This is a genomic window from Kribbella sp. HUAS MG21, assembly GCF_040254265.1.
Lineage (GTDB): Bacteria > Actinomycetota > Actinomycetes > Propionibacteriales > Kribbellaceae > Kribbella.
On the sequence record NZ_CP158165.1, the window covers coordinates 4,964,158 to 4,981,988 of the forward strand.

Sequence of the window (17,831 nt, forward strand, 5' to 3'; positions counted from 1 at the left end):
CGGGGATGTGACCGACCGGTAGGCCCCGGGAACCGTAGGGAGTGGAAGCATGGGCGAGTTCGTCAGCCTCACCGTGAGTGAAGGGGTCGGGACGATCCGGCTGGATCGGCCGAAGATGAACGCGCTGAACGTGCAGGTGCAGGAGGAGATCCGGGCCGCCGCGCTGGAGGCGACCGCGAACGACGACGTGCGCGCCGTGGTGATCTACGGCGGCGAGCGGGTGTTCGCGGCCGGGGCGGACATCAAGGAGATGGCCGACATGTCGTACGCCGACATGGCCAAGCGCTCCGGCCCGTTGCAGTCCTCGCTGTCCGCGGTCGCCGCGATCCCGAAGCCGACTGTCGCCGCGATCACCGGGTACGCGCTCGGCGGCGGCTGCGAGCTCGCGCTCTGCGCCGACTACCGGATCGCCGCCGACGACGCCAAGCTCGGCCAGCCGGAGATCCTGCTCGGCATCATCCCGGGCGCCGGCGGCACCCAGCGGCTGTCCCGCCTGGTCGGACCGTCGAAGGCCAAGGACCTGATCTACACCGGCCGGTTCGTCGACGCCGCCGAGTCGCTCGCGATCGGCCTGGTCGACAAGGTCGTCCCGGCCGCCGAGGTGTACGACGCCGCCGTCGCCTGGGCCGCGCAGTTCTCCCGCGGCGCCGCGATGGCGCTGCGGGCGGCCAAGGAAGCGATCGACACGGGCCTGGGCGTCGACCTGACCACCGGACTGGAGATCGAGCGGCAGCAGTTCGCCGCCCTGTTCGCCACCGAGGACCGGGCGATCGGCATGAAGTCCTTCGTCGAGAACGGCCCCGGTAAAGCTGAGTTCAAGGGAAAGTGATGTCTGCTACTGAGAAGCCGGCCGCGACCGCCGAACAGGTCGAGGCGGCCTGGAACGACAACAAGCTCGCCCAGGTGCTGTACCACGACTGGGAAGCGTCGACGTACGACGAGAAGTGGTCGATCTCGTACGACGAACGCTGCGTCGACTACGCCCGCGACCGCTTCACCACGATCGCCGGCACCCGCGGCTGGCCGTACGGCAAGACGCTCGAGATCGGCGCCGGCACCGGCTTCTTCACGCTGAACCTCAAGCTGGCCGGCGTCCTCGACGAGGCGCACGTCACCGACCTGTCGCCCGGCATGGTCGAGGCCGCGAAGAAGAACGCGAAGACGCTCGGCTTCGCGATCGAGGGCCGGGTCGCGGACGCGGAGAAGCTCCCGTACGACGACGACACCTTCGACCTCGTCATCGGCCACGCGGTCATCCACCACATCCCGGACGTCGAACTGGCGTTCCGCGAGATGCTGCGCGTGCTCAAGCCCGGCGGCCGGTTCGTGATCTGCGGCGAGCCCACGCGGTACGGCGACTTCGTGGCGCGGCGGCTGTCGCGGTTCACGTGGTGGGCGACCACCAACGTCACCAAGCTGCCCGCGCTCGCGCACTGGCGGCGGCCGCAGGAGGAGCTGGACGAGTCGTCGCGCGCGGCCGCGCTCGAGGCGGTCGTGGACCTGCACACCTTCGACCCGGACACGCTGGCGCGGACGGCGACGCGTGCCGGTGCCGCGGACGTGAAGACCGTGACGGAGGAACTGCTGGCCGCGTGGGTCGGGTGGCCGATCCGGACGTTCGAGGCCGCCGTACCGGAGCAGAAGCTCGGGTTCGGGTGGCGGATGTTCGCGTACAAGTCGTGGCTGCAGCTGTCGAAGGTGGACAAGGCGCTGTCTGCCGTTGTGCCGGACGAGCTTTACTACAACGTCTCCATCACTGGAGTAGCCCCGACCGGGGCGGCGGGGCGGGGAAGGAATCCAGAACAGTAGGGTGTGCTGATGCGGTTGCTGTCCGTGGCGAATCTGCGCTGGGTGGTGCGCCATCGGGCGTGGACGCCGTACTACCTGAAGCGCTACTGGCGGTTCGCCTGGTTCAAGCTGCGCCATCCGCAGGTGATCACCGAGGGGTTCGTGTTCCTCGGCAAGCACCTGGAGATCGTGGCGCGGCCCGGGCACGGGCGGATCGTGCTCGGCAAGTGGGTGCACCTCGGTGACGAGACCCGGCTGCGGGCGCACGAGGGGACGCTGCGGATCGGCGACAAGGTGGTGTTCGCGCGCGACGTCACGGTGAACTGCTACCTGGACATCGAGATCGGCGCGTCCACCTTGATCGCGGACTGGACGTACATCTGCGACTTCGACCACAAGACCGAGGACCTGACGCTGCCGATCAAGGACCAGGGCCTGGTGAAGTCGCCGGTCCGGATCGGCCCGGACTGCTGGCTGGCCACGAAGGTGACGGTCACCCGCGGCGCCGACATCGGCCGCGGCTCGGTGATCGGCGCGAACAGCGTTGCCCGCGGCAACATCCCGCCGTACTCCGTCGCCGCCGGCGTCCCCGCCAAGGTCCTCGCCGACCGCACCACCCGCTACGAAGCCGACGCCGAACGCCGCGAATACCTCGCCGGCCTGGCCGAAGCCAACACCCGCACCACCGCCCGCCTCCACTCCGGCGAACTTCCCGCCGAGCACCCCACCGCCCCTCCCGCGGACCCGTCCGCGAACCTGCCCACAACACCTCCCGCCGAACCGGTTGGGGGCGGGCGGAGCGTGGCGCCGGGGGATGCGGGTGGTGATGAGGTAGAAGCAGGTGGTGAAAAAGAGAGCCCCGAGGGGTTCTCAAGTTACTCACCAGTCGGGCACTATGGCCCCCACATCCGGTCGGACGCCCACGACCGGACCGGCGAGCGCTTCGGCGATCGGATGAGCATCGGAGAGGAGAAGTAGCGTGGCTGACCGGGCTGCACCGAGCGGGCCCGATCAGGCTGCCCGGTCGTTGCTCGACCAGGCCGCGGCGGACGGGTCGATCACCCAGGCGCGGACCCGCGCGGTCGACCCGGTCCCGGTCGTGCCTGCCCCGGCACCCGGCGGCGCTACGTTGGAACCAGTGCTTGAAACGAACGAACCACACATGGGCGTGAACGCAAACGTGAATCCGGAAGCACAGGCAACGGACGGCAGTACGGCGGCGGCACCGGTGGCGGGCGCCCGTCGCCGGTTGTCGCCCCGCCCGGTCCCGGTCAGCCGGCGTAGGAGACCGCCGGCCGCCGCGGGGGCCACGGACGAGCAACGGACCCCGGCTGAGGAGATGGACGACGTGGGTACGCAGGACGAGAAGGCGACGGCCGCGGCCGCCGAGGCCGGCGCGACGCCGGCCGTGAGCACGGGCCCCGCGGACGGTGAGGCTGGTGCCGCGACTGGTAGCGAGGCTGCCGCCAGCGGTACGGCGACCGCGACCAAGACCGCGCGCCCGAAGACCGCGGCGGAGATCGTGGCGGAACAGCGGGCCCGGGAGAAGGCGGCGTCGGAGGCCGGAGCCGAAACCGGTTCGGCATCCGGTTCCGCGGACGCGGAGTCCGCGGCGGCATCAGGTGCGGCGGGAGCGGGTGCGGCGGGCTCGGAGGGCGCCGCGGCCGCTCGGCCGGAAGGCGCCGGCAAGGGTTCCGCTGGTACGGCGGCTGGTGCCGCGTCTGGTTCCGCGGCTGGTACGGCGTCCGGTGGGGCGGCGGGTGCCGCGACCAAGGCGGGTGCGAAGGGCGGCGCGAAGGGTGCCTCCGGCAACAAGCCGCCGACCGCGCGCGGCGGCGCCTCGGGATCGTCGGGTTCCGGCAAGGGCAAGCAGGCGTTGTCCTCGGTCGGCTCCGGCGTCCGCAAGCTGCGCAACCTGATCGCGTCGCTGGTCTGGCTGGTCGCCGTGCTGGCGGCCGCGGTCCTCGCGCTGGGCGCGCTGTTCACCGCGCTCGACCAGACCAACCAGAGCAACGAGATCGTCCGCTGGATCCTGGAACGCGGCCACGAGTTGGTCGGGCCGTTCAAGGACCTGTTCCGCCTGGAGACCGCCAAGAACACCTTGCTGGTGAACTGGGGGATCGCGGCGCTGGTCTACCTGATCGCCGGCAAGATCGTCGAACGCATCATCCGCCCGTAGGCCTGGCCACCAGGATCAGATCGAGGGATTCGTCCAGGTCGCCCGGGCGGATCTCGAAGTCGGCGTACGTCGTACTCCGCACGAGCGCGGCCAGGTTGTCGTCCCACTGGTCGTGCTCGGCGGACAGTTGTGCGTCCACGCAGGAGCCGTACTGCGTCTCCCACGCGGCCAGGCGGGCGCCGTGGTGGAGGCCGAGCGCCTGGGTGATCTCGAAGTGCGGCGCGAGCAGTTCGGCGAACTCGGCGGCCGTCAGCTCGCGCGTGTGGTACCAGTTGCCGCTCGGGAACGTCAGGCGGTTCGGCGTACTGAGGACCAGCGTGCCGCCGGGCGCGAGGATGCGCGCGCATTCGGCGACGAACCGCGGCTGCTCCCACAGGTGCTCGATCGTCTGCAGGGACGTCAGGGTCGTGAAAGTCCTGTCGGCGAAGGGCGTCTGCACCAGGTTCCCGCGGACGACATTCACCTGTGGATAAACCCGGCGGACGTGCCGCAACGTCGTATCTTCATAGTCGAGCCCTATCACCGGACCCGTCCCCGCGCGCCGAAGCAGCTCGGCCCCGTACCCCTCACCACATCCCGCATCGAGAATCCGTCCCGCGATCGGCACCTGACCGACAATCCACCGATAGGCGGCGTCATGCCGCGCGAACCAGTAGTTCTCATGCCAGATCCCAGGCGCAGTCCGCTCGCCCGTCAGCGGTAACGTCTCGCTCACGCGGGCCAGACTAGGCCCTACCGCGGACGGCTGTGTCCAGGCCGTTCGGCCCGGACCTGGACACAGCCCCTCTGGACCCGGCCGGCTCGCCCGCAGCCCCACGATCGGCCGCTGCCGGGTCAGTGTCGCGGTGTCGGGTCAGTGCTTCTTGTGGTGCTTCGGGTCGCGGGATGTGCGGCGGTCGGCGTGGTCGTCGGGGAGTCCCTTGACCTCGACCTCTTCCTTGCGGACGGTCTCGGAGACCTGCTCTTCGCCCTGCACGGTCTCGGTTTCGAGGCCGACACGCTCGACCGGCACGGTTTCCTTCGCCACGACCGGGCGCTCCTCGTGGAGGACGACCTCGCGGTCCTCGTCGCCCAGCTCAGTCGGCGTTCGGCGGGCGTCACCCTCGGCGAGGGGCTCGCGGACCACGCGGGCCTCCTCATGACGAACCGGCACGCTGACCTGCTGCTCCTCAGTCACGACGTACTTGTGCAGGCTGACCCGGCCGGACTCGACGGTCTCGGTGCCCGTCCGGAGCCGTTCCTCGGAGCGGATCATCGACTCGTCCTGAGGACCGCCAGCCATCTCGGTCCGCCCGTCCGCAGGCCCGGTGCGCCCGTCCGTGGTACCCGCGCGCCCGTCGGTGCGTCCGGTGGGGCGGTCGCCGTACCCCGGCTGGCGGCGGCCGGTTCGTTGCGGGAGGCGGACGCCGTAGTAGCGGTAGAGCTCGGTGGCCTCGTCGTCGGAGAGGTGGCCGTTCGCGTCGATGCGTGGTGCGTCCTTGATCTTCGACTTGGTCGGCGCCAGGTGCAGCCCGTCGCGCTCGACGTGGGCGCCGTCGAGCGGCGCGAAGGACTGCTTGGTGCCGAACAGGCCGGTGTTCACCGTCACCCACTCCGGGCTGCCGGTGGCGTCGGACGTGTAGACGTTCCCGACGGATCCGACCTTCTCGCCGGCCGCGTCGTACGCGGTCTCACCGACGATCTGCTCGATTCCCTGCATGGTCATCGTTATCACCCCGTGTGATGTTTGCGCGTAGCAACTAACGCCGGGCTCGGTTCCCGGCCTCGCGGGCAGCAAACACCCGGTGACCAGAACATCTCTTTCCGTTTCCGCGGCACAGCCGCACGATGTTGACGGTGGCATGCGGCACAGTGGGCGGACCGGAGCCGGGCCGAGCGATAGCCTGGGCTGCGCCGGACTGTGATCGGACTCGCACGCGCCTTATGTTTCTCGCGAGTAACATCCGTGGCAGGCTTGGAGAGACCGTTAACCAGAAGGGGTCCCACACGCTATGAAGATCGTCGTCTGCGCGAAGTTCGTGCCGGATGCCACCGCGGACCGCCGCTTCCGCTCGGAGGACAACACGGTGGACCGTGCCGGTGTCGACGGGCTGCTGTCCGAGCTGGACGAGTACGCCGTCGAGACCGCGCTCACCGTGAAGGAGTCCGGTGACGCCGAGGTCACGGTGCTGACCGTCGGGCCGGAGCAGGCCGCCGACGCGGTGAAGAAGGGCCTGCAGATGGGCGCCGACGCCGGTGTCCACGTGGTCGACGACGCGATCCACGGGTCGGACGCGGTCGCCACCTCGCTGATCCTGTCGAAGGCGCTGGCCAAGCTCGAGGCCGACCTGGTCGTGTTCGGGATGGGGTCGACCGACGGCAGCATGGGTGTGATCCCGGCGATGGTGTCGGAGCGGCTCGGGCTGCCCGCCGTCACGCTGGGCTCCGAGGTCACCGTGGACGGCCGGACCGTGCGGATCCGCCGCGACGGCGACACCGCGAGCGAGACGATCGAGGGCACGCTGCCGCTGGTGCTGTCGGTGTCCGACCAGGCGAACGAGCCGCGCTACCCGTCGTTCAAGGGCATCATGGCGGCGAAGAAGAAGCCGGTCGAGACCTGGTCGCTGGCCGACCTGGAGCTGACCCCGGAGCAGGTGGGCGGCTCGGCGGCGTGGACCGAGGTGGTCGAGGTGACCGCCCGTCCGCCGCGTACCGCCGGCACGATCGTCACCGACGAGGACGGCAGCGGTGCTGCCCAGCTCGTCGAGTTCCTGTCCACGAACAAGTTCCTCTGAGGAGCGGCTGAGTAATGTCGAACGTTCTGGTTCTCGTTGACCACACCGCGGGTACGGTCCGCAAGACGACCGCCGAGCTCCTCACGATCGCGCGCCGGCTCGGCGAGCCGGTCGCCGTGTTCATCGGCGAGGGTGTGCAGGAGGCCCTGCCGGCGCTGGGGCAGTACGGCGCGACCAAGGTGATCGCCCTGGCGAACCCGGAGCTCAGGCAGTACCTGGTCGCCCCGAAGGCCGAGGCGCTGCAGCAGGTCGCGGCGAAGCTCGAGCCGTCGGCGATCCTGATCTCGTCGAACGCCGAGGGCAAGGAGATCGCCGCCCGGCTGGCGGTCAAGCTCGACTCCGGGCTGATCACCGACGCCGTCGACGTGCAGGAGGGTCCGGTCACCACGCAGTCGGTGTTCGCGGGCAACTACACCGTCCAGGCCAAGGTCACCCACGGCACGCCGATCATCACCGTGAAGCCGAACGCCGCCACGCCCGAGGTCGCCGAGACTTCGCCGGAGGTGGAGGAGTTCGACGTGACGGTCTCCGACGCCGCCAAGACCGCGAGGATCACCGACTCCAAGCCGCGCGAGGCGACGGGTCGTCCGGAGCTGACCGAGGCCGCGATCATCGTGTCCGGTGGCCGCGGTACCGGTGGTGACTTCGGCCCGGTCGAGTCCTTCGCGGACTCTCTCGGCGCGGCCGTCGGTGCGTCGCGCGCGGCGGTGGACTCGGGCTGGTACCCGCACGCCTACCAGGTCGGTCAGACCGGCAAGACGGTGTCGCCGCAGCTGTACGTCGCCGCCGGCATCTCCGGCGCGATCCAGCACCGCGCCGGCATGCAGACCTCGAAGACGATCGTCGCGGTCAACAAGGACCCCGAGGCCCCGATCTTCGAGCTGGTCGACTTCGGTGTCGTCGGCGACCTGCACAAGGTCCTCCCGACCGCCACCGAAGAGGTCACCAAGCGCAAGTCCTAGCGGTCCCCGGCAGCAGCCCGGCTCGGTTCCCCTCCCGAGCCGGGCTGCCGCGTCTCTGGACCAGGCCGAGGCACTAGCATGCGGCGGATGCGGATCTGGGTCAGCGGAGCACAGGGCAAGCTGGGCGCGGAGGTCTGCCGCCAGCTGATCGCAGCGGGCCACGAGGTGGTCGAGGCGGACCTCACCGGGCCGGAGCCGGTGGATCTGCTGGACCGGGAAGCCGTGGCGCGGTCGATGCGCGGTGTGGACGCGATCGTGCACTGCGCGGCGATCCCGACCCCGGAGAACATCGAGCCGGCCCGCCTGTTCGAGATCAATGCGATGACGACGTTCAACGCCCTCGAGGAAGCGTGGAAGGTCGGCGCCCGCGCCGCTGTCCTGGCGTCGAGCGGCTCGATCTACGGCACCGCCTGGTCGCCCGAGGAGATCGGTACGCCGTCCGTCCCGGTCGACGAGGACACCGAACTCCGGTACGTCGACCCGTACGCGCTGACCAAGGACGTCCTCGAACGCATGGGCCAGTCCTACGCGCGCCGCGGCGTACAGGTCACCGCACTCCGCTTCCACTGGATCCTCACCCCCGAAGAGGTACGGCGCTACATCGCGGAGGCGCCGCCGGAGGAGAACCGCCGCAACCTCTGGGGGTACGTCGACCTCGCCGAAGCCGCCCGCGCGTGCGTCCTGTCACTGCAGCCGCGCGACCGGGACCGCTACGCCGTACTCGTGATCGCCGCCGAGGACACCGGCCGCCGCGAGCCGACCGCGGACCTGCTCGCCCGGTACTCACCCGACACCGAGCTCCGCACCGACCTACCCGGTACGACGTCCCTCTTCGACTCCCGGCGCGCGGCCGACGTCATCGGCTGGACCCACCACAGCACCTGGAGACAGCTCAGGCGGACAGGTGGTCCCGGACAGCCGTGAGGTTCGCGGTGATGGTGGCGCGGCGGGTTCCGACGGTGTCCAGGTAGGTCTTGAGGGCCGTCGCGGCGGTGGTGCAGCGTTCGTTGAGCTTGGCGACCTCGCTCGCAGCCCGGGTCCGGTCGGCGGTGAGGGCCCGGCGGAGGCTGAGGTAGCTGTTGACGCCGAAGCCGATCACCACCAGGCCCACCACGATCCAGAACCAGTGCAGCAGCAGCCCGAGCACGATCGCGCACAGTGCGCCGCCCGCCAGCAGCGCGATCGGAGTCGCGCGCTGACCCGTGGTGGCGACGCCGGCGGTCGCGGTCAGGGCCGTCGTCGCCTTGCCGAGTTCGAGCTGGTCGGGGCCGTCGGCCCGGACGGTGATCGTGTGCTTGCCGCTGTCGACCGACACCTGCGTCGGCCCGGGCTGCTCCGCGACCCGCGCGACGTCCTCCACGGCCGGCAGCACCAGCGGACCGACGACCCGCAGTGCGGTCGCCGCCAGATACGGATCGGCTGACGGCCCCAGATCCTCGGTGAGCAGCGCGTCGACCGTACCGGCGGTGTCGTCGAGCCGCGCCTTCGACTCGGAGACCCCGGTGACCTGCGCCCGCAGTTCGGCGATGCGCGCGAGCGTCTCGCGTTCGGGTTCGCTGCCTTCGGAGATCAGCAGCCGCAGGATGCCCGCCAAGCTGTCCGTGTCCGGCTCGCTGTCGGCGGGCTGGGAGCCTTCGACACGGTCCGACTTGCGTTCCTCCGGGTAGGTCAGGTCCGGATCGGGTTCGCGCGCCGCGGTGTTGCCGGTGATCGCCTCCACCGCGTCCCGAACGCGGCTCAGCCGGGTGAAGGCGTCGGCCTGCGCCTCGGTCTCCTTGAGGTGCGGACCCTGCGGACTCGCGCTGCCGCGCAACTCGAGCCGCGCCAGCCAGCCCTCGGCAGCCGCGACAGACTGCAGCCGCTGCACCACGAGCGCCAGCGCGTCCGGCCCGAAGCCGCCGCGCGCGGCCGTCGTCCACAGCACCCGCTGCACCCGGGTCAGCGTCCCGTCCGCCGCCGGTACGCCGAACGCCGCGTCCAGCCACTCCGTCCGCACCTGGTGCCGCTGTCCGAGCGCCGCGAGCGCCAGCGCCAGGAACATCGACGTACGGCGCTCGTCGAGCTTGAGCGCAGTACTGATCGCCTCCTCGTCGGGCGTGCCGGCGTGCAGCGAGATCAAGGCGCCGACCGCGGGGTCCAGCCAGTACTGCGGAACGGGCGCACCCGCAGGCGGTAGTTCGGTGGACGAGGCCATCGCGGTGAGGACGCGCGTGGCGTAGCGGCGGAGCTCCGCGGAGCTGACGAAGCCGGCCGTCTCGTGCCGCAGGTCGGACAGCTCGACGAACGCGTCGAAGGCGCGCGACAGGCTGTCGACCTTGCTCTGCAGGCTGCCCTGGATCTTCGACAGCTGCGAGCGCAGGCTGGACGCCTCGCGCCGGGCGTACGACATCTCGCTCTCGAGGTTCTCGAGCTGCTGGTTCTGCCGCCGTTCGGTCCACCAGTCGGACATGTCCCCGCCTCTCTCGCCGGACGTCGCTCTCCGGAAGGATCGCGTGTCAGCGGGTCATCCTGCCCGATGCCGGAAGCACCCGGGAAATCCCCGGCGAGCGGGAACAAGGCCGCCGGAACTACCCTTGAAACCGATATGACTGCATCCGACCGTCGCACGGTGTACCTGGACCACGCGGCGACGACCCCCATGCTCCCGGCCGCGATCGAGGCGATGACCTATCACCTCGCGCGGACCGGTAACGCGTCGTCACTGCACGGCTCCGGCCGGTGCGCACGCCGGACGGTCGAAGAGGCCCGCGAGGCACTCGCCGCGGCGCTCGGGGCGCAGCCCAGCGAGATCGTGTTCACCTCCGGCGGTACCGAGGCGGACAACCTCGCGCTCAAGGGCCTGTGGTGGTCCCGGCTGGCCGCCGACCCGCGCCGCCGGCGGATCCTGCTCAGCGGCATCGAGCACCACGCCGTCCTCGACCCGGCGATCTGGCTCGGGCAGCACGAGGGCGCGGAGATCGAGTGGCTGCCCGTCGACGAGCTCGGCCGCGTGGACCCGGACGACGTACGCCGGGCCGTCGAGCGCGACCCGGACTCGGTGTCGTTCGTCACGCTGATGATGGCGAACAACGAGGTCGGCACGCTCCAGCCCGTCCGCGAGGTCGCCGCGATCGCACAGGAGTACGGCGTACCGGTGCACACCGACGCGGTGCAGGCGATCGGGCAGGTGCCGGTCGACTTCGGCGAGCTCGGTGTGGACGCGATGACGGTGTCCGCGCACAAGCTCGGCGGTCCGTACGGGATCGGGGCGCTCGTCGTCCACAAGGAGACGCAGCTGACGCCGATCCTGCACGGCGGGGGACAGGAGCGCGACGTCCGCTCCGGCACCCTGGACGCGCCCGCGACCGCCGGATTCGCGGTGGCGGCCGAGCACGCGATCAAGCAGCAGGCCGACGAGGCGGTGCGGCTGGCCGGGCTCCGGGACGCGCTGGTCGCCGGCATCACCGGCACCGTCGAGGGCGCGCTGCTGTCGGGTGACCCCGTCGACCGCTTGCCCGGTAACGCACACTTGTCCTTCAGCGACTGCGAGGGCGACTCGCTGTTGCTGCTGCTCGACGCGCGCGGGATCGAGGTCTCGACCGGATCCGCGTGCAACGCCGGGGTCGCCGAGCCCAGCCACGTGCTGCTGGCCATGGGGTACGACGACCAGCGGGCCCGCGGCTCGCTCCGGTTCACCCTCGGGCACACGAGTACGCGCGCCGACGTCGACGCCGTACTGGAGACCATCGGGCCGGTCGTGGAGCGGGCGAAGTCCGCCGGTCTGCAGAACGTGGGAAGGAACAGCTGATGCGGGTACTCGCCGCCATGTCCGGCGGGGTCGACTCGGCGGTCGCGGCCGCGCGGATGGCCGAGGCCGGGCACGACGTCACCGGAGTGCACCTGGCGCTCAGCCGGAACCCGCAGTCGTACCGCAGCGGCGCGCGCGGCTGCTGCACGATCGAGGACTCCCGCGACGCCCGCCGGGCCGCCGACGTGATCGGCATCCCGTTCTACGTCTGGGACCTGGCCGAGCGCTTCCACGCCGACGTCGTCGAGGACTTCGTCAGCGAGTACGCCGCCGGCCGGACGCCGAACCCCTGCCTGCGCTGCAACGAGAAGGTCAAGTTCAGCGCCGTACTCGAGCGGGCGCTGGCGCTGGGCTTCGACGCGGTCGCGACCGGGCACTACGCGCGGATCGTGGACCTGGCGGACGGGTCGCGGGAGCTGCACCGGGCGGTGGATCCGGCCAAGGACCAGTCCTACGTGCTCGGCGTCCTCACCCAGCAGCAGCTCGCGCACGCGTTCTTCCCGCTCGGCGACACGGTCAAGACCGAGGTCCGCGAGGAGGCCGAGCGGCGCGGGCTGTCGGTGGCGGCCAAGCCGGACAGCCACGACATCTGCTTCATTGCCGACGGCAACACTCCGGGCTTCCTGAGCAAGCAGCTCGGCGACGCGCCCGGCGACATCGTCGACGCGCAGGGCAACAAGCTCGGCGAGCACCAGGGCACGCACGGATTCACGATCGGGCAGCGCAAGGGCCTGCGGATCGGTACCCCGGCGCCCGACGGCAAGCCGCGCTTCGTGCTCGACATCAGCCCGGTCGACCGCACGGTGACCGTGGGGTCGCGCGAGGAGCTCGCCGTCTCGCGGCTCACCGCCTCGAAGCCGCGCTGGTGCGGGCCGGCGCCCACGGCCGAGCTGCAGGCGACAGCTCAGCTCCGCGCCCACGGCGAGGAGGTGGCCGTCACCGCCACTGTTCTGGGCGACCAGGTGCAGGTGTCGTTCGACGAGCCCACCTCGGCGGTGGCGCCCGGCCAGGCGGTCGTGCTGTACGACGGGACGCGGGTGATCGGCTCCGCGACGATCGACAGCGTGCAGCGGGTGACCGCGGCAGTATGACGACCACAGGGCTGGGGTCCGTCCCCGGCGACGACATCCGGGAGTGGACGCGCGCCGTCCTCGAGCTGGTCGACATCCCGTTCCTGCCGGAGCTTCCGGCGCGTCCGTACGGCGACATGCTCAGCCGGACGGTCGCCGTGCTGACGGAGCTGGCGGCCGACCTGCAGCCGGTCGGGTGGCGGCTGACCGGTGGTGGTGACGCGCGTGCGAGTCTGGACCAGCGGCGGGCGCGGGCGCTGCTGCTGGAGGACCTGGACGTGCTGGAGGAGTACGCCGACGGGTACCAGGGCCGGCTGAAGATCCAGGTGACCGGGCCGTGGACGCTGGCTGCTGCGGTGGAGCGGCCGCGGGGTGACAAGGTGCTCGCGGACCACGGGGCCCGGCGGGACCTGGCGCAGGCGCTGGCCGACGGGGTGCAGCAGCACGTGGCCGAAGTACGCAAGCGGGTGCCGGGTGCCGAGGTGCTGTTGCAGGTGGACGAGCCCGGGCTGCCCGCCGTACTGGCCGGAGCTGTGCCGACGGCGTCCGGGTGGAGCAAGCACCGGTCGGTCGACGGTCCTGGTGCTGTTGAGTTGCTGAGCCTGTTCACCGGTACTGCGCCGACGATCGTGCACTGCTGCGCCGCACGGCCGCCGATCGAGGTCTTCACCAAGTCCGGCGCCGCCGGGGTCGCGGTCGACATCTCGCTGCTGAACACCGCCGCCTGGGACCAGCTCGCCGCCGCGTCCGAAGCCGGGACCACCATCTATGCGGGCTTGGTACCAACCACCGGCCCGCTCCCGAAGGCGGAACAGGCCGCAGACCCCCTCATCCGCCGCTGGCGCGACCTGGGCCTCGACCCCGCGCTCCTCACCTCGCTCGTCCTCACCCCGGCCTGCGGCCTGGCCGCCGCAACCACCCCCGCCGACGCCAGATCCCGCCTCAAACTCCTCCGCGACATCGCCGACGTCGTCACCGAAGCGGCCGACAGCTAGCCGAAACTGTCGGTGCCGCACGCTAAATTCTTCTCATGAGTACGGAGGAGATCGGCGGGGCGCCGGCGGAGGTGCGGGAGCGGCACGCGGCGCTGAGCAAGGAGATCGAGGACCACCGGGCGCGGTACTACCTGGCCAGTCCGATCATCTCGGACGCCGACTTCGACGCGCTGATGCACGAGCTGCAGGACATCGAGGAGCGGTACTCCGAGCTCCGGACGCCGGACTCGCCGACGCAGAAGGTCGGCGCGCCGGTCTCGACCCTGTTCACGCCGGTCCAGCACCCGAGCCGGATGGAGAGCCTGGCGAACGCGTTCTCCGCCGAGCAGATGGAGGCCTGGGCCAAGCGGCTCGAGCGCGAGGTCACCGCCCGGCAGATCCACGACAGCGGCTTCCTCTGCGAGCTGAAGGTGGACGGCCTGGCGCTCGACCTCGTCTACGAGAACGGCAAGCTCGTCAGCGGCGCCACCCGCGGCGACGGCCGCACCGGTGAGGACGTCACGCCCAACGTCCGCACGATCAAGAGCATCCCGGAGCAGCTGCACGGCGACAACTTCCCGGCCTTCCTGGAGGTCCGCGGCGAGGTCTACTTCCGGGTCGAGGACTTCGAGGAGCTGAACGCCCAGCTCGTCGAGGCCGGCAAGGCCGTGTTCTCCAACCCGCGCAACAGCGCCGCCGGCTCGCTCCGCCAGAAGGACCCGCGGGTCTCCGCCGGCCGCCCGCTGCGCTTCGTCGTGCACGGCCTCGGCAAGGTCGAGGGCCACCACATCGCCCGGCTCTCCGAGGCGTACGAGCAGCTCAAGGCGTGGGGCCTGCCGGTCAGCGACCGCGCCCGCCGGGTCGGCACCCTCGACGAGGTCAACGAGTTCATCGCGTACTACGGCGAGAACCGGCACTCCGTCGACCACGAGATCGACGGCGTCGTGGTGAAGGTCGACGAGGTCGACCTGCAGCGCGCGCTCGGCTCCACGTCGAGCGCCCCGCGCTGGGCGATCGCGTTCAAGTACCCGCCGGAAGAGGTGAACACCAAGCTCATCGAGATCGAGGTGAACGTCGGCCGCACCGGCCGCGTCACCCCGTTCGCGCACATGGAGCCGGTCCGCGTCGCCGGCTCCACCGTCGAGTACGCGACGCTGCACAACGCCAAGGAGGTCGCGCGCAAGGACGTGCGCCCGGGCGACACCGTCGTACTGCGGAAGGCGGGCGACGTGATCCCCGAGGTGCTCGGACCGGTGGTGGACCTGCGCCCGGAGGGACTGCCGGCCTGGGAGATGCCGACCCGCTGCCCGTGGTGCGACACGGAACTGGCGCCGGCCAAGGAGTCCGACGTCGACATCCGCTGCCCGAACTCGCAGTACTGCCAGGGCCAGTTGCGCGAGCGGCTGTTCTACCTGGCCGGGCGGTCCGCGTTCGACATCGAAGGGCTCGGGTTCAAGGCGGCCGACGCGCTGATCCGCGGCGAGCTGATCGCGGACGAGGGCGACCTGTTCGCGCTGACCGAGGACAAGCTCGCGGGGAGCGCGTTCTTCACCACCAAGGCCGGGGCGCTGTCGGCGAACGCCCGCAAGCTGATCGCCAACCTCGAGGAAGCGAAGGCCAAGCCGCTGTCGCGGGCGTTGGTCGCGCTCTCGATCCGGCACGTCGGACCGACCGCGGCGGCCGCGCTGACCGAGGTGTTCGACAACATCGACGACGTCCGGGCGGCGAGCGAGGAGCAGCTGGCCGGGATCGAGGGTGTCGGGCCGACCATCGCGCAGGCGATGATCGAGTGGTTCCAGGTGCCGTGGCACCAGGCGATCGTCGACAAGTGGCAGGCGTCGGGCGTGGTCATGCGCGAGGAGCGGACCGGCCCGTCGCTGCCGCAGACGCTGACCGGGCTGTCGGTCGTGGTCACCGGGACGGTCGAGGGATTCAGCCGCGACGAGGCGACCGAGGCGATCGTCGGGCGCGGCGGGAAGGCCGCGAGCTCGGTGTCGAAGAAGACCTCGTTCGTGGTGGTCGGTGACTCGCCGGGATCGAAGTACGACAAGGCCGTCCAGCTCGGCGTACCGATCCTGGACGCCGCCGGCTTCCGGGTGCTGCTCGACGACGGCCCGGAGGCGGCCGCCGGAGTGGCGACCACACCCACCGCCGGCCAGCCGTAAGAATTTCCCACGATCTCGTCGCCGGACGGATCCGGCGGCGGTGCTGAGCCGTCCGACTGTTAACTTTGCACGTCGACATCTGGGTCAGAAGGAGCAATCTATGACGACGCCGCCGCAGGGACCGTGGGGTCCTGGGCAGCCGGGGGGCCAGCCAGGCGGGCAGCACGGGGGACAGGGTGGCCCTCAGCAGCCACCACAGCAGGGCGGCTGGGGACAGCAGCCTCCGGGCCAGGGTGGTGGCTGGGGTCAGCCGCAGCAGCCGCAAGGCCAGCCTTCGTACGGCCAGCCTCCGCAGGACCGGCCGCAGCAGGGCTGGGGCCAGCAGCCCGGCCAGCCAGGTCAGCAGGGTCAGCCCGGTCAGCAGGCCGGCGGTTGGGGACAGCCGCAGCAGGGCAGCGCCTACCAGCAGCAGTCCTGGGGGCAGCGTCAGCAGCAGGGCGGCTGGCACCAGCAGCAGGGCGGACAGCCGGGACAGTGGCAGCCGGGCGGTCCGGGCGGCAAGGGTCCGGGTGGCATCGGCAAGGACAAGCTGCCGTTCGTGATCGGCGGCGGCGTGGTCGGCGTCGTACTGATCGGCCTGCTGATCTTCCTCGGTGTCCGCGCGTTCGGCGGCGACGACACCCCGACGACCCAGCCCAGCACCGAGCCCAGCACCGGTCAGCCGACCGGCGGCAACCCGACGGAGTCGCCGACCGGCGCCCCCGTCTCCAGTGGTGAGCTCGGCAACGCGACCGGCCAGGCCAAGGCCGCGACCGAGAAGCTCCAGGGCATCGGCTTCGGCTGCAGCGACCTGTTCAACACCGCGCAGGGCGCGCACCGCGGCTGCTTCAAGACCGACGGCCGCAAGGACGCCGAGGCGATCTTCCAGTTCGGCTCCGACGGCAACATCATCGCCATCCGGGTCGCGGCCCAGGACTCGGACAACAACAACAACGCCCAGGTCGCCTTCGACCAGGTGCTGCAGGCGGTCGGCAACGACGCGTTCGGCGCCGACTCGGTGAAGAAGGTCCAGGACGCGGTGAAGACCGGCCAGCGGTCCGAAGAGGTCGGCACCAGCTGGGGCGAGCTCCAGCTCAGCAACTCCGGTGAGAGCCTGCGGCTGTCCGGTCACAAGTCCGGCGAGGACGCGCTGGACCTGCCCGACCAGAACTTCGACACCACCCAGGCGCAGCTGACCGCGGCGCTGAAGGGCAAGGGCTACGTCTGCACCTCCTCGTGCAAGAAGGAGGTCGGGCAGTACGGCTCGCAGCGGGTGTACTCCTACGCCCGCAGCGGCGAGGGCATCAAGGACATCGAGGTCAGCGTCTACGGCGAGGGCAGCGCGGTGAAGAACGCGATGACCTCGGTGCTGAACGACACGTTCGGCGTCCTCAAGGGCGGGAACGCGGCCGCGGTGAAGTCGTACATCCAGGCGCACAGCGACGGGAAGCCGTACGCTGCTTATGTCGGCGGTTGGAAGGTCGAGATCGACGGCAGCGACTCGAGCAGCTACAAGTCGCAGCGGATCTCGATCCGGTACGAGTCGTTCTACGCCTGAGCGGGGCACGGAGGCCGGAGTGAAGTTCCCCCGGGAGAAGCGGGAGGCCCGGACGGTGGCACAGCCACCGCCCGAGGCGGCCCAACGCGTCGACGGCGGCGGGGCCTGGGGCCCCACCCAGTTCGACCTCCCGGACGGCAACGGCAGCAACAGCCAGGCGATCCTGATCGTCTCCCTGATCGGAATCGTGATCCTGCTGATCATCGCCGGCCTCTGGGCCCTCGCCTACTTCCAGTTCACCTGAGGCGGGTAGGGGTTGGAGAAGGGTTACTCAGGATGTTTGAGTAGCCTTCAAAGCGATAAAGAGCAAAAAGATAAAGAAGAGATTCTGAGAGAGTTGGCTGGCTTCAGTGGTCAGCTGTCGTTCGCCTGTTCGACACAAGCGTGTCGGACGAGGCTCTGGTGCGGACGAGGTTGCCGGCGGAAACCGCGCGGATAGCAAGCCCGATTACTCCGGCGAACAGCTCGGCTAGGTTCCCTTGCAGGTCCGGCAGCCGGACTGACGGCGACGCTGTGTCCGAAGCGCCCTGAGCTGACTTGGGGAGTACTTCTTCCCCATCCGGGTGGGAAATCTTCCCCCACCCGACCCGCTGGT

Annotated in this window: 16 protein-coding genes; 13 read left to right on the forward strand and 3 right to left on the reverse strand. The window is 70.6% G+C overall.

What is annotated here, in order from left to right; genetic code table 11:
* Nucleotides 1–49: 49 nt before the first annotated feature.
* From ABN611_RS24265 to ABN611_RS24280, 4 genes are read left to right on the forward strand one after another with little or no spacing between them, the layout of a single operon-like run.
* Nucleotides 50–829, forward strand: a complete 780-nt coding sequence (locus tag ABN611_RS24265; protein WP_350274527.1) for an enoyl-CoA hydratase-related protein — start codon at nt 50–52, stop codon at nt 827–829.
* Nucleotides 829–1,809, forward strand: a complete 981-nt coding sequence (locus tag ABN611_RS24270; protein ID WP_350274528.1) for a class I SAM-dependent methyltransferase — start codon at nt 829–831, stop codon at nt 1,807–1,809. Before ABN611_RS24265 ends, ABN611_RS24270 begins: the two co-directional genes overlap by 1 nt.
* Before the next feature lie 9 nt (nt 1,810–1,818).
* Nucleotides 1,819–2,766, forward strand: a complete 948-nt coding sequence (locus ABN611_RS24275; RefSeq protein ID WP_350274529.1) for an acyltransferase — start codon at nt 1,819–1,821, stop codon at nt 2,764–2,766.
* 1 nt (nt 2,767) lies between these two features.
* The gene (locus ABN611_RS24280) at nt 2,768–3,967 is read left to right on the forward strand and encodes a hypothetical protein (protein WP_350274530.1); all 1,200 of its coding nucleotides are present in this window, start codon (nt 2,768–2,770) and stop codon (nt 3,965–3,967) included.
* Here the strand turns inward: ABN611_RS24280 and ABN611_RS24285 are convergent.
* Complete coding sequence (locus ABN611_RS24285; RefSeq protein WP_350274531.1) at nt 3,954–4,682, reverse strand: class I SAM-dependent methyltransferase; 729 nt, start codon at nt 4,680–4,682, stop codon at nt 3,954–3,956. The two genes, ABN611_RS24280 and ABN611_RS24285, sit on opposite strands and share 14 nt — an antisense overlap.
* Before the next feature lie 138 nt (nt 4,683–4,820).
* A complete protein-coding gene (locus ABN611_RS24290; protein WP_350274532.1) occupies nt 4,821–5,672 on the reverse strand; it encodes a PRC and DUF2382 domain-containing protein in 852 nt (283 codons plus the stop codon).
* 286 nt (nt 5,673–5,958) lie between these two features.
* On the opposite strand from ABN611_RS24290, the gene ABN611_RS24295 reads away from it, so the two are divergent.
* From ABN611_RS24295 to ABN611_RS24305, 3 genes are all read left to right on the forward strand, one after another.
* The gene (locus ABN611_RS24295; RefSeq protein WP_350274533.1) at nt 5,959–6,741 is read left to right on the forward strand and encodes an electron transfer flavoprotein subunit beta/FixA family protein; all 783 of its coding nucleotides are present in this window, start codon (nt 5,959–5,961) and stop codon (nt 6,739–6,741) included.
* Nucleotides 6,742–6,755: 14 nt separating this feature from the next.
* The gene (locus ABN611_RS24300; RefSeq protein WP_350274534.1) at nt 6,756–7,703 is read left to right on the forward strand and encodes an electron transfer flavoprotein subunit alpha/FixB family protein; all 948 of its coding nucleotides are present in this window, start codon (nt 6,756–6,758) and stop codon (nt 7,701–7,703) included.
* Nucleotides 7,704–7,790: 87 nt separating this feature from the next.
* A complete protein-coding gene (locus ABN611_RS24305; RefSeq protein ID WP_350274535.1) occupies nt 7,791–8,627 on the forward strand; it encodes an NAD(P)-dependent oxidoreductase in 837 nt (278 codons plus the stop codon).
* On the opposite strand, the gene ABN611_RS24310 is transcribed toward ABN611_RS24305, so the two are convergent.
* A complete protein-coding gene (locus ABN611_RS24310) occupies nt 8,596–10,152 on the reverse strand; it encodes a hypothetical protein (RefSeq protein WP_350274536.1) in 1,557 nt (518 codons plus the stop codon). The genes ABN611_RS24305 and ABN611_RS24310 overlap by 32 nt on opposite strands.
* A gap of 135 nt (nt 10,153–10,287) precedes the next feature.
* Here ABN611_RS24310 and ABN611_RS24315 point away from each other — a divergent pair, with 135 nt between their 5' ends.
* The 6 genes from ABN611_RS24315 (at nt 10,288) to ABN611_RS24340 (ending at nt 17,480) form a co-directional block, all read left to right on the forward strand.
* Nucleotides 10,288–11,490: a cysteine desulfurase family protein gene (locus ABN611_RS24315; protein WP_350274537.1), complete on the forward strand. Its 1,203-nt coding sequence runs from the start codon at nt 10,288–10,290 to the stop codon at nt 11,488–11,490.
* Entirely contained in the window at nt 11,490–12,581 is a 1,092-nt protein-coding gene (gene mnmA / locus ABN611_RS24320; protein WP_350274538.1) for a tRNA 2-thiouridine(34) synthase MnmA, read from the forward strand. Before ABN611_RS24315 ends, mnmA begins: the two co-directional genes overlap by 1 nt.
* Nucleotides 12,578–13,555, forward strand: a complete 978-nt coding sequence (locus ABN611_RS24325; RefSeq protein WP_350274539.1) for a methionine synthase vitamin-B12 independent — start codon at nt 12,578–12,580, stop codon at nt 13,553–13,555. Before mnmA ends, ABN611_RS24325 begins: the two co-directional genes overlap by 4 nt.
* A gap of 35 nt (nt 13,556–13,590) precedes the next feature.
* Nucleotides 13,591–15,699, forward strand: a complete 2,109-nt coding sequence (gene ligA / locus ABN611_RS24330; protein WP_350274540.1) for an NAD-dependent DNA ligase LigA — start codon at nt 13,591–13,593, stop codon at nt 15,697–15,699.
* A 100-nt stretch (nt 15,700–15,799) separates the two neighbouring features.
* Nucleotides 15,800–17,236 (forward strand): PT domain-containing protein, encoded by a 1,437-nt coding sequence (locus ABN611_RS24335; RefSeq protein ID WP_350274541.1) that lies wholly within the window; start codon nt 15,800–15,802, stop codon nt 17,234–17,236.
* A 19-nt stretch (nt 17,237–17,255) separates the two neighbouring features.
* Complete coding sequence (locus tag ABN611_RS24340) at nt 17,256–17,480, forward strand: hypothetical protein (protein ID WP_350274542.1); 225 nt, start codon at nt 17,256–17,258, stop codon at nt 17,478–17,480.
* Nucleotides 17,481–17,831: the final 351 nt, after the last annotated feature.

Excerpts from the sequence above, each read along its gene's own strand:
- ABN611_RS24325 (WP_350274539.1), top strand. The coding sequence starts at position 12,578 with ATGACGACCACAGGGCTGGGGTCCGTCCCCGGCGACGACATCCGGGAG.
- ABN611_RS24290 (WP_350274532.1), bottom strand. The coding sequence starts at position 5,672 with ATGACCATGCAGGGAATCGAGCAGATCGTCGGTGAGACCGCGTACGAC.
- ligA (WP_350274540.1), top strand. The coding sequence starts at position 13,591 with ATGAGTACGGAGGAGATCGGCGGGGCGCCGGCGGAGGTGCGGGAGCGG.
- ABN611_RS24305 (WP_350274535.1), top strand. The coding sequence starts at position 7,791 with ATGCGGATCTGGGTCAGCGGAGCACAGGGCAAGCTGGGCGCGGAGGTC.
- ABN611_RS24310 (WP_350274536.1), bottom strand. The coding sequence starts at position 10,152 with ATGTCCGACTGGTGGACCGAACGGCGGCAGAACCAGCAGCTCGAGAAC.
- ABN611_RS24300 (WP_350274534.1), top strand. The coding sequence starts at position 6,756 with ATGTCGAACGTTCTGGTTCTCGTTGACCACACCGCGGGTACGGTCCGC.
- ABN611_RS24335 (WP_350274541.1), top strand. The coding sequence starts at position 15,800 with ATGACGACGCCGCCGCAGGGACCGTGGGGTCCTGGGCAGCCGGGGGGC.
- ABN611_RS24270 (WP_350274528.1), top strand. The coding sequence starts at position 829 with ATGTCTGCTACTGAGAAGCCGGCCGCGACCGCCGAACAGGTCGAGGCG.
- ABN611_RS24315 (WP_350274537.1), top strand. The coding sequence starts at position 10,288 with ATGACTGCATCCGACCGTCGCACGGTGTACCTGGACCACGCGGCGACG.
- ABN611_RS24295 (WP_350274533.1), top strand. The coding sequence starts at position 5,959 with ATGAAGATCGTCGTCTGCGCGAAGTTCGTGCCGGATGCCACCGCGGAC.
- mnmA (WP_350274538.1), top strand. The coding sequence starts at position 11,490 with ATGCGGGTACTCGCCGCCATGTCCGGCGGGGTCGACTCGGCGGTCGCG.
- ABN611_RS24265 (WP_350274527.1), top strand. The coding sequence starts at position 50 with ATGGGCGAGTTCGTCAGCCTCACCGTGAGTGAAGGGGTCGGGACGATC.
- ABN611_RS24275 (WP_350274529.1), top strand. The coding sequence starts at position 1,819 with ATGCGGTTGCTGTCCGTGGCGAATCTGCGCTGGGTGGTGCGCCATCGG.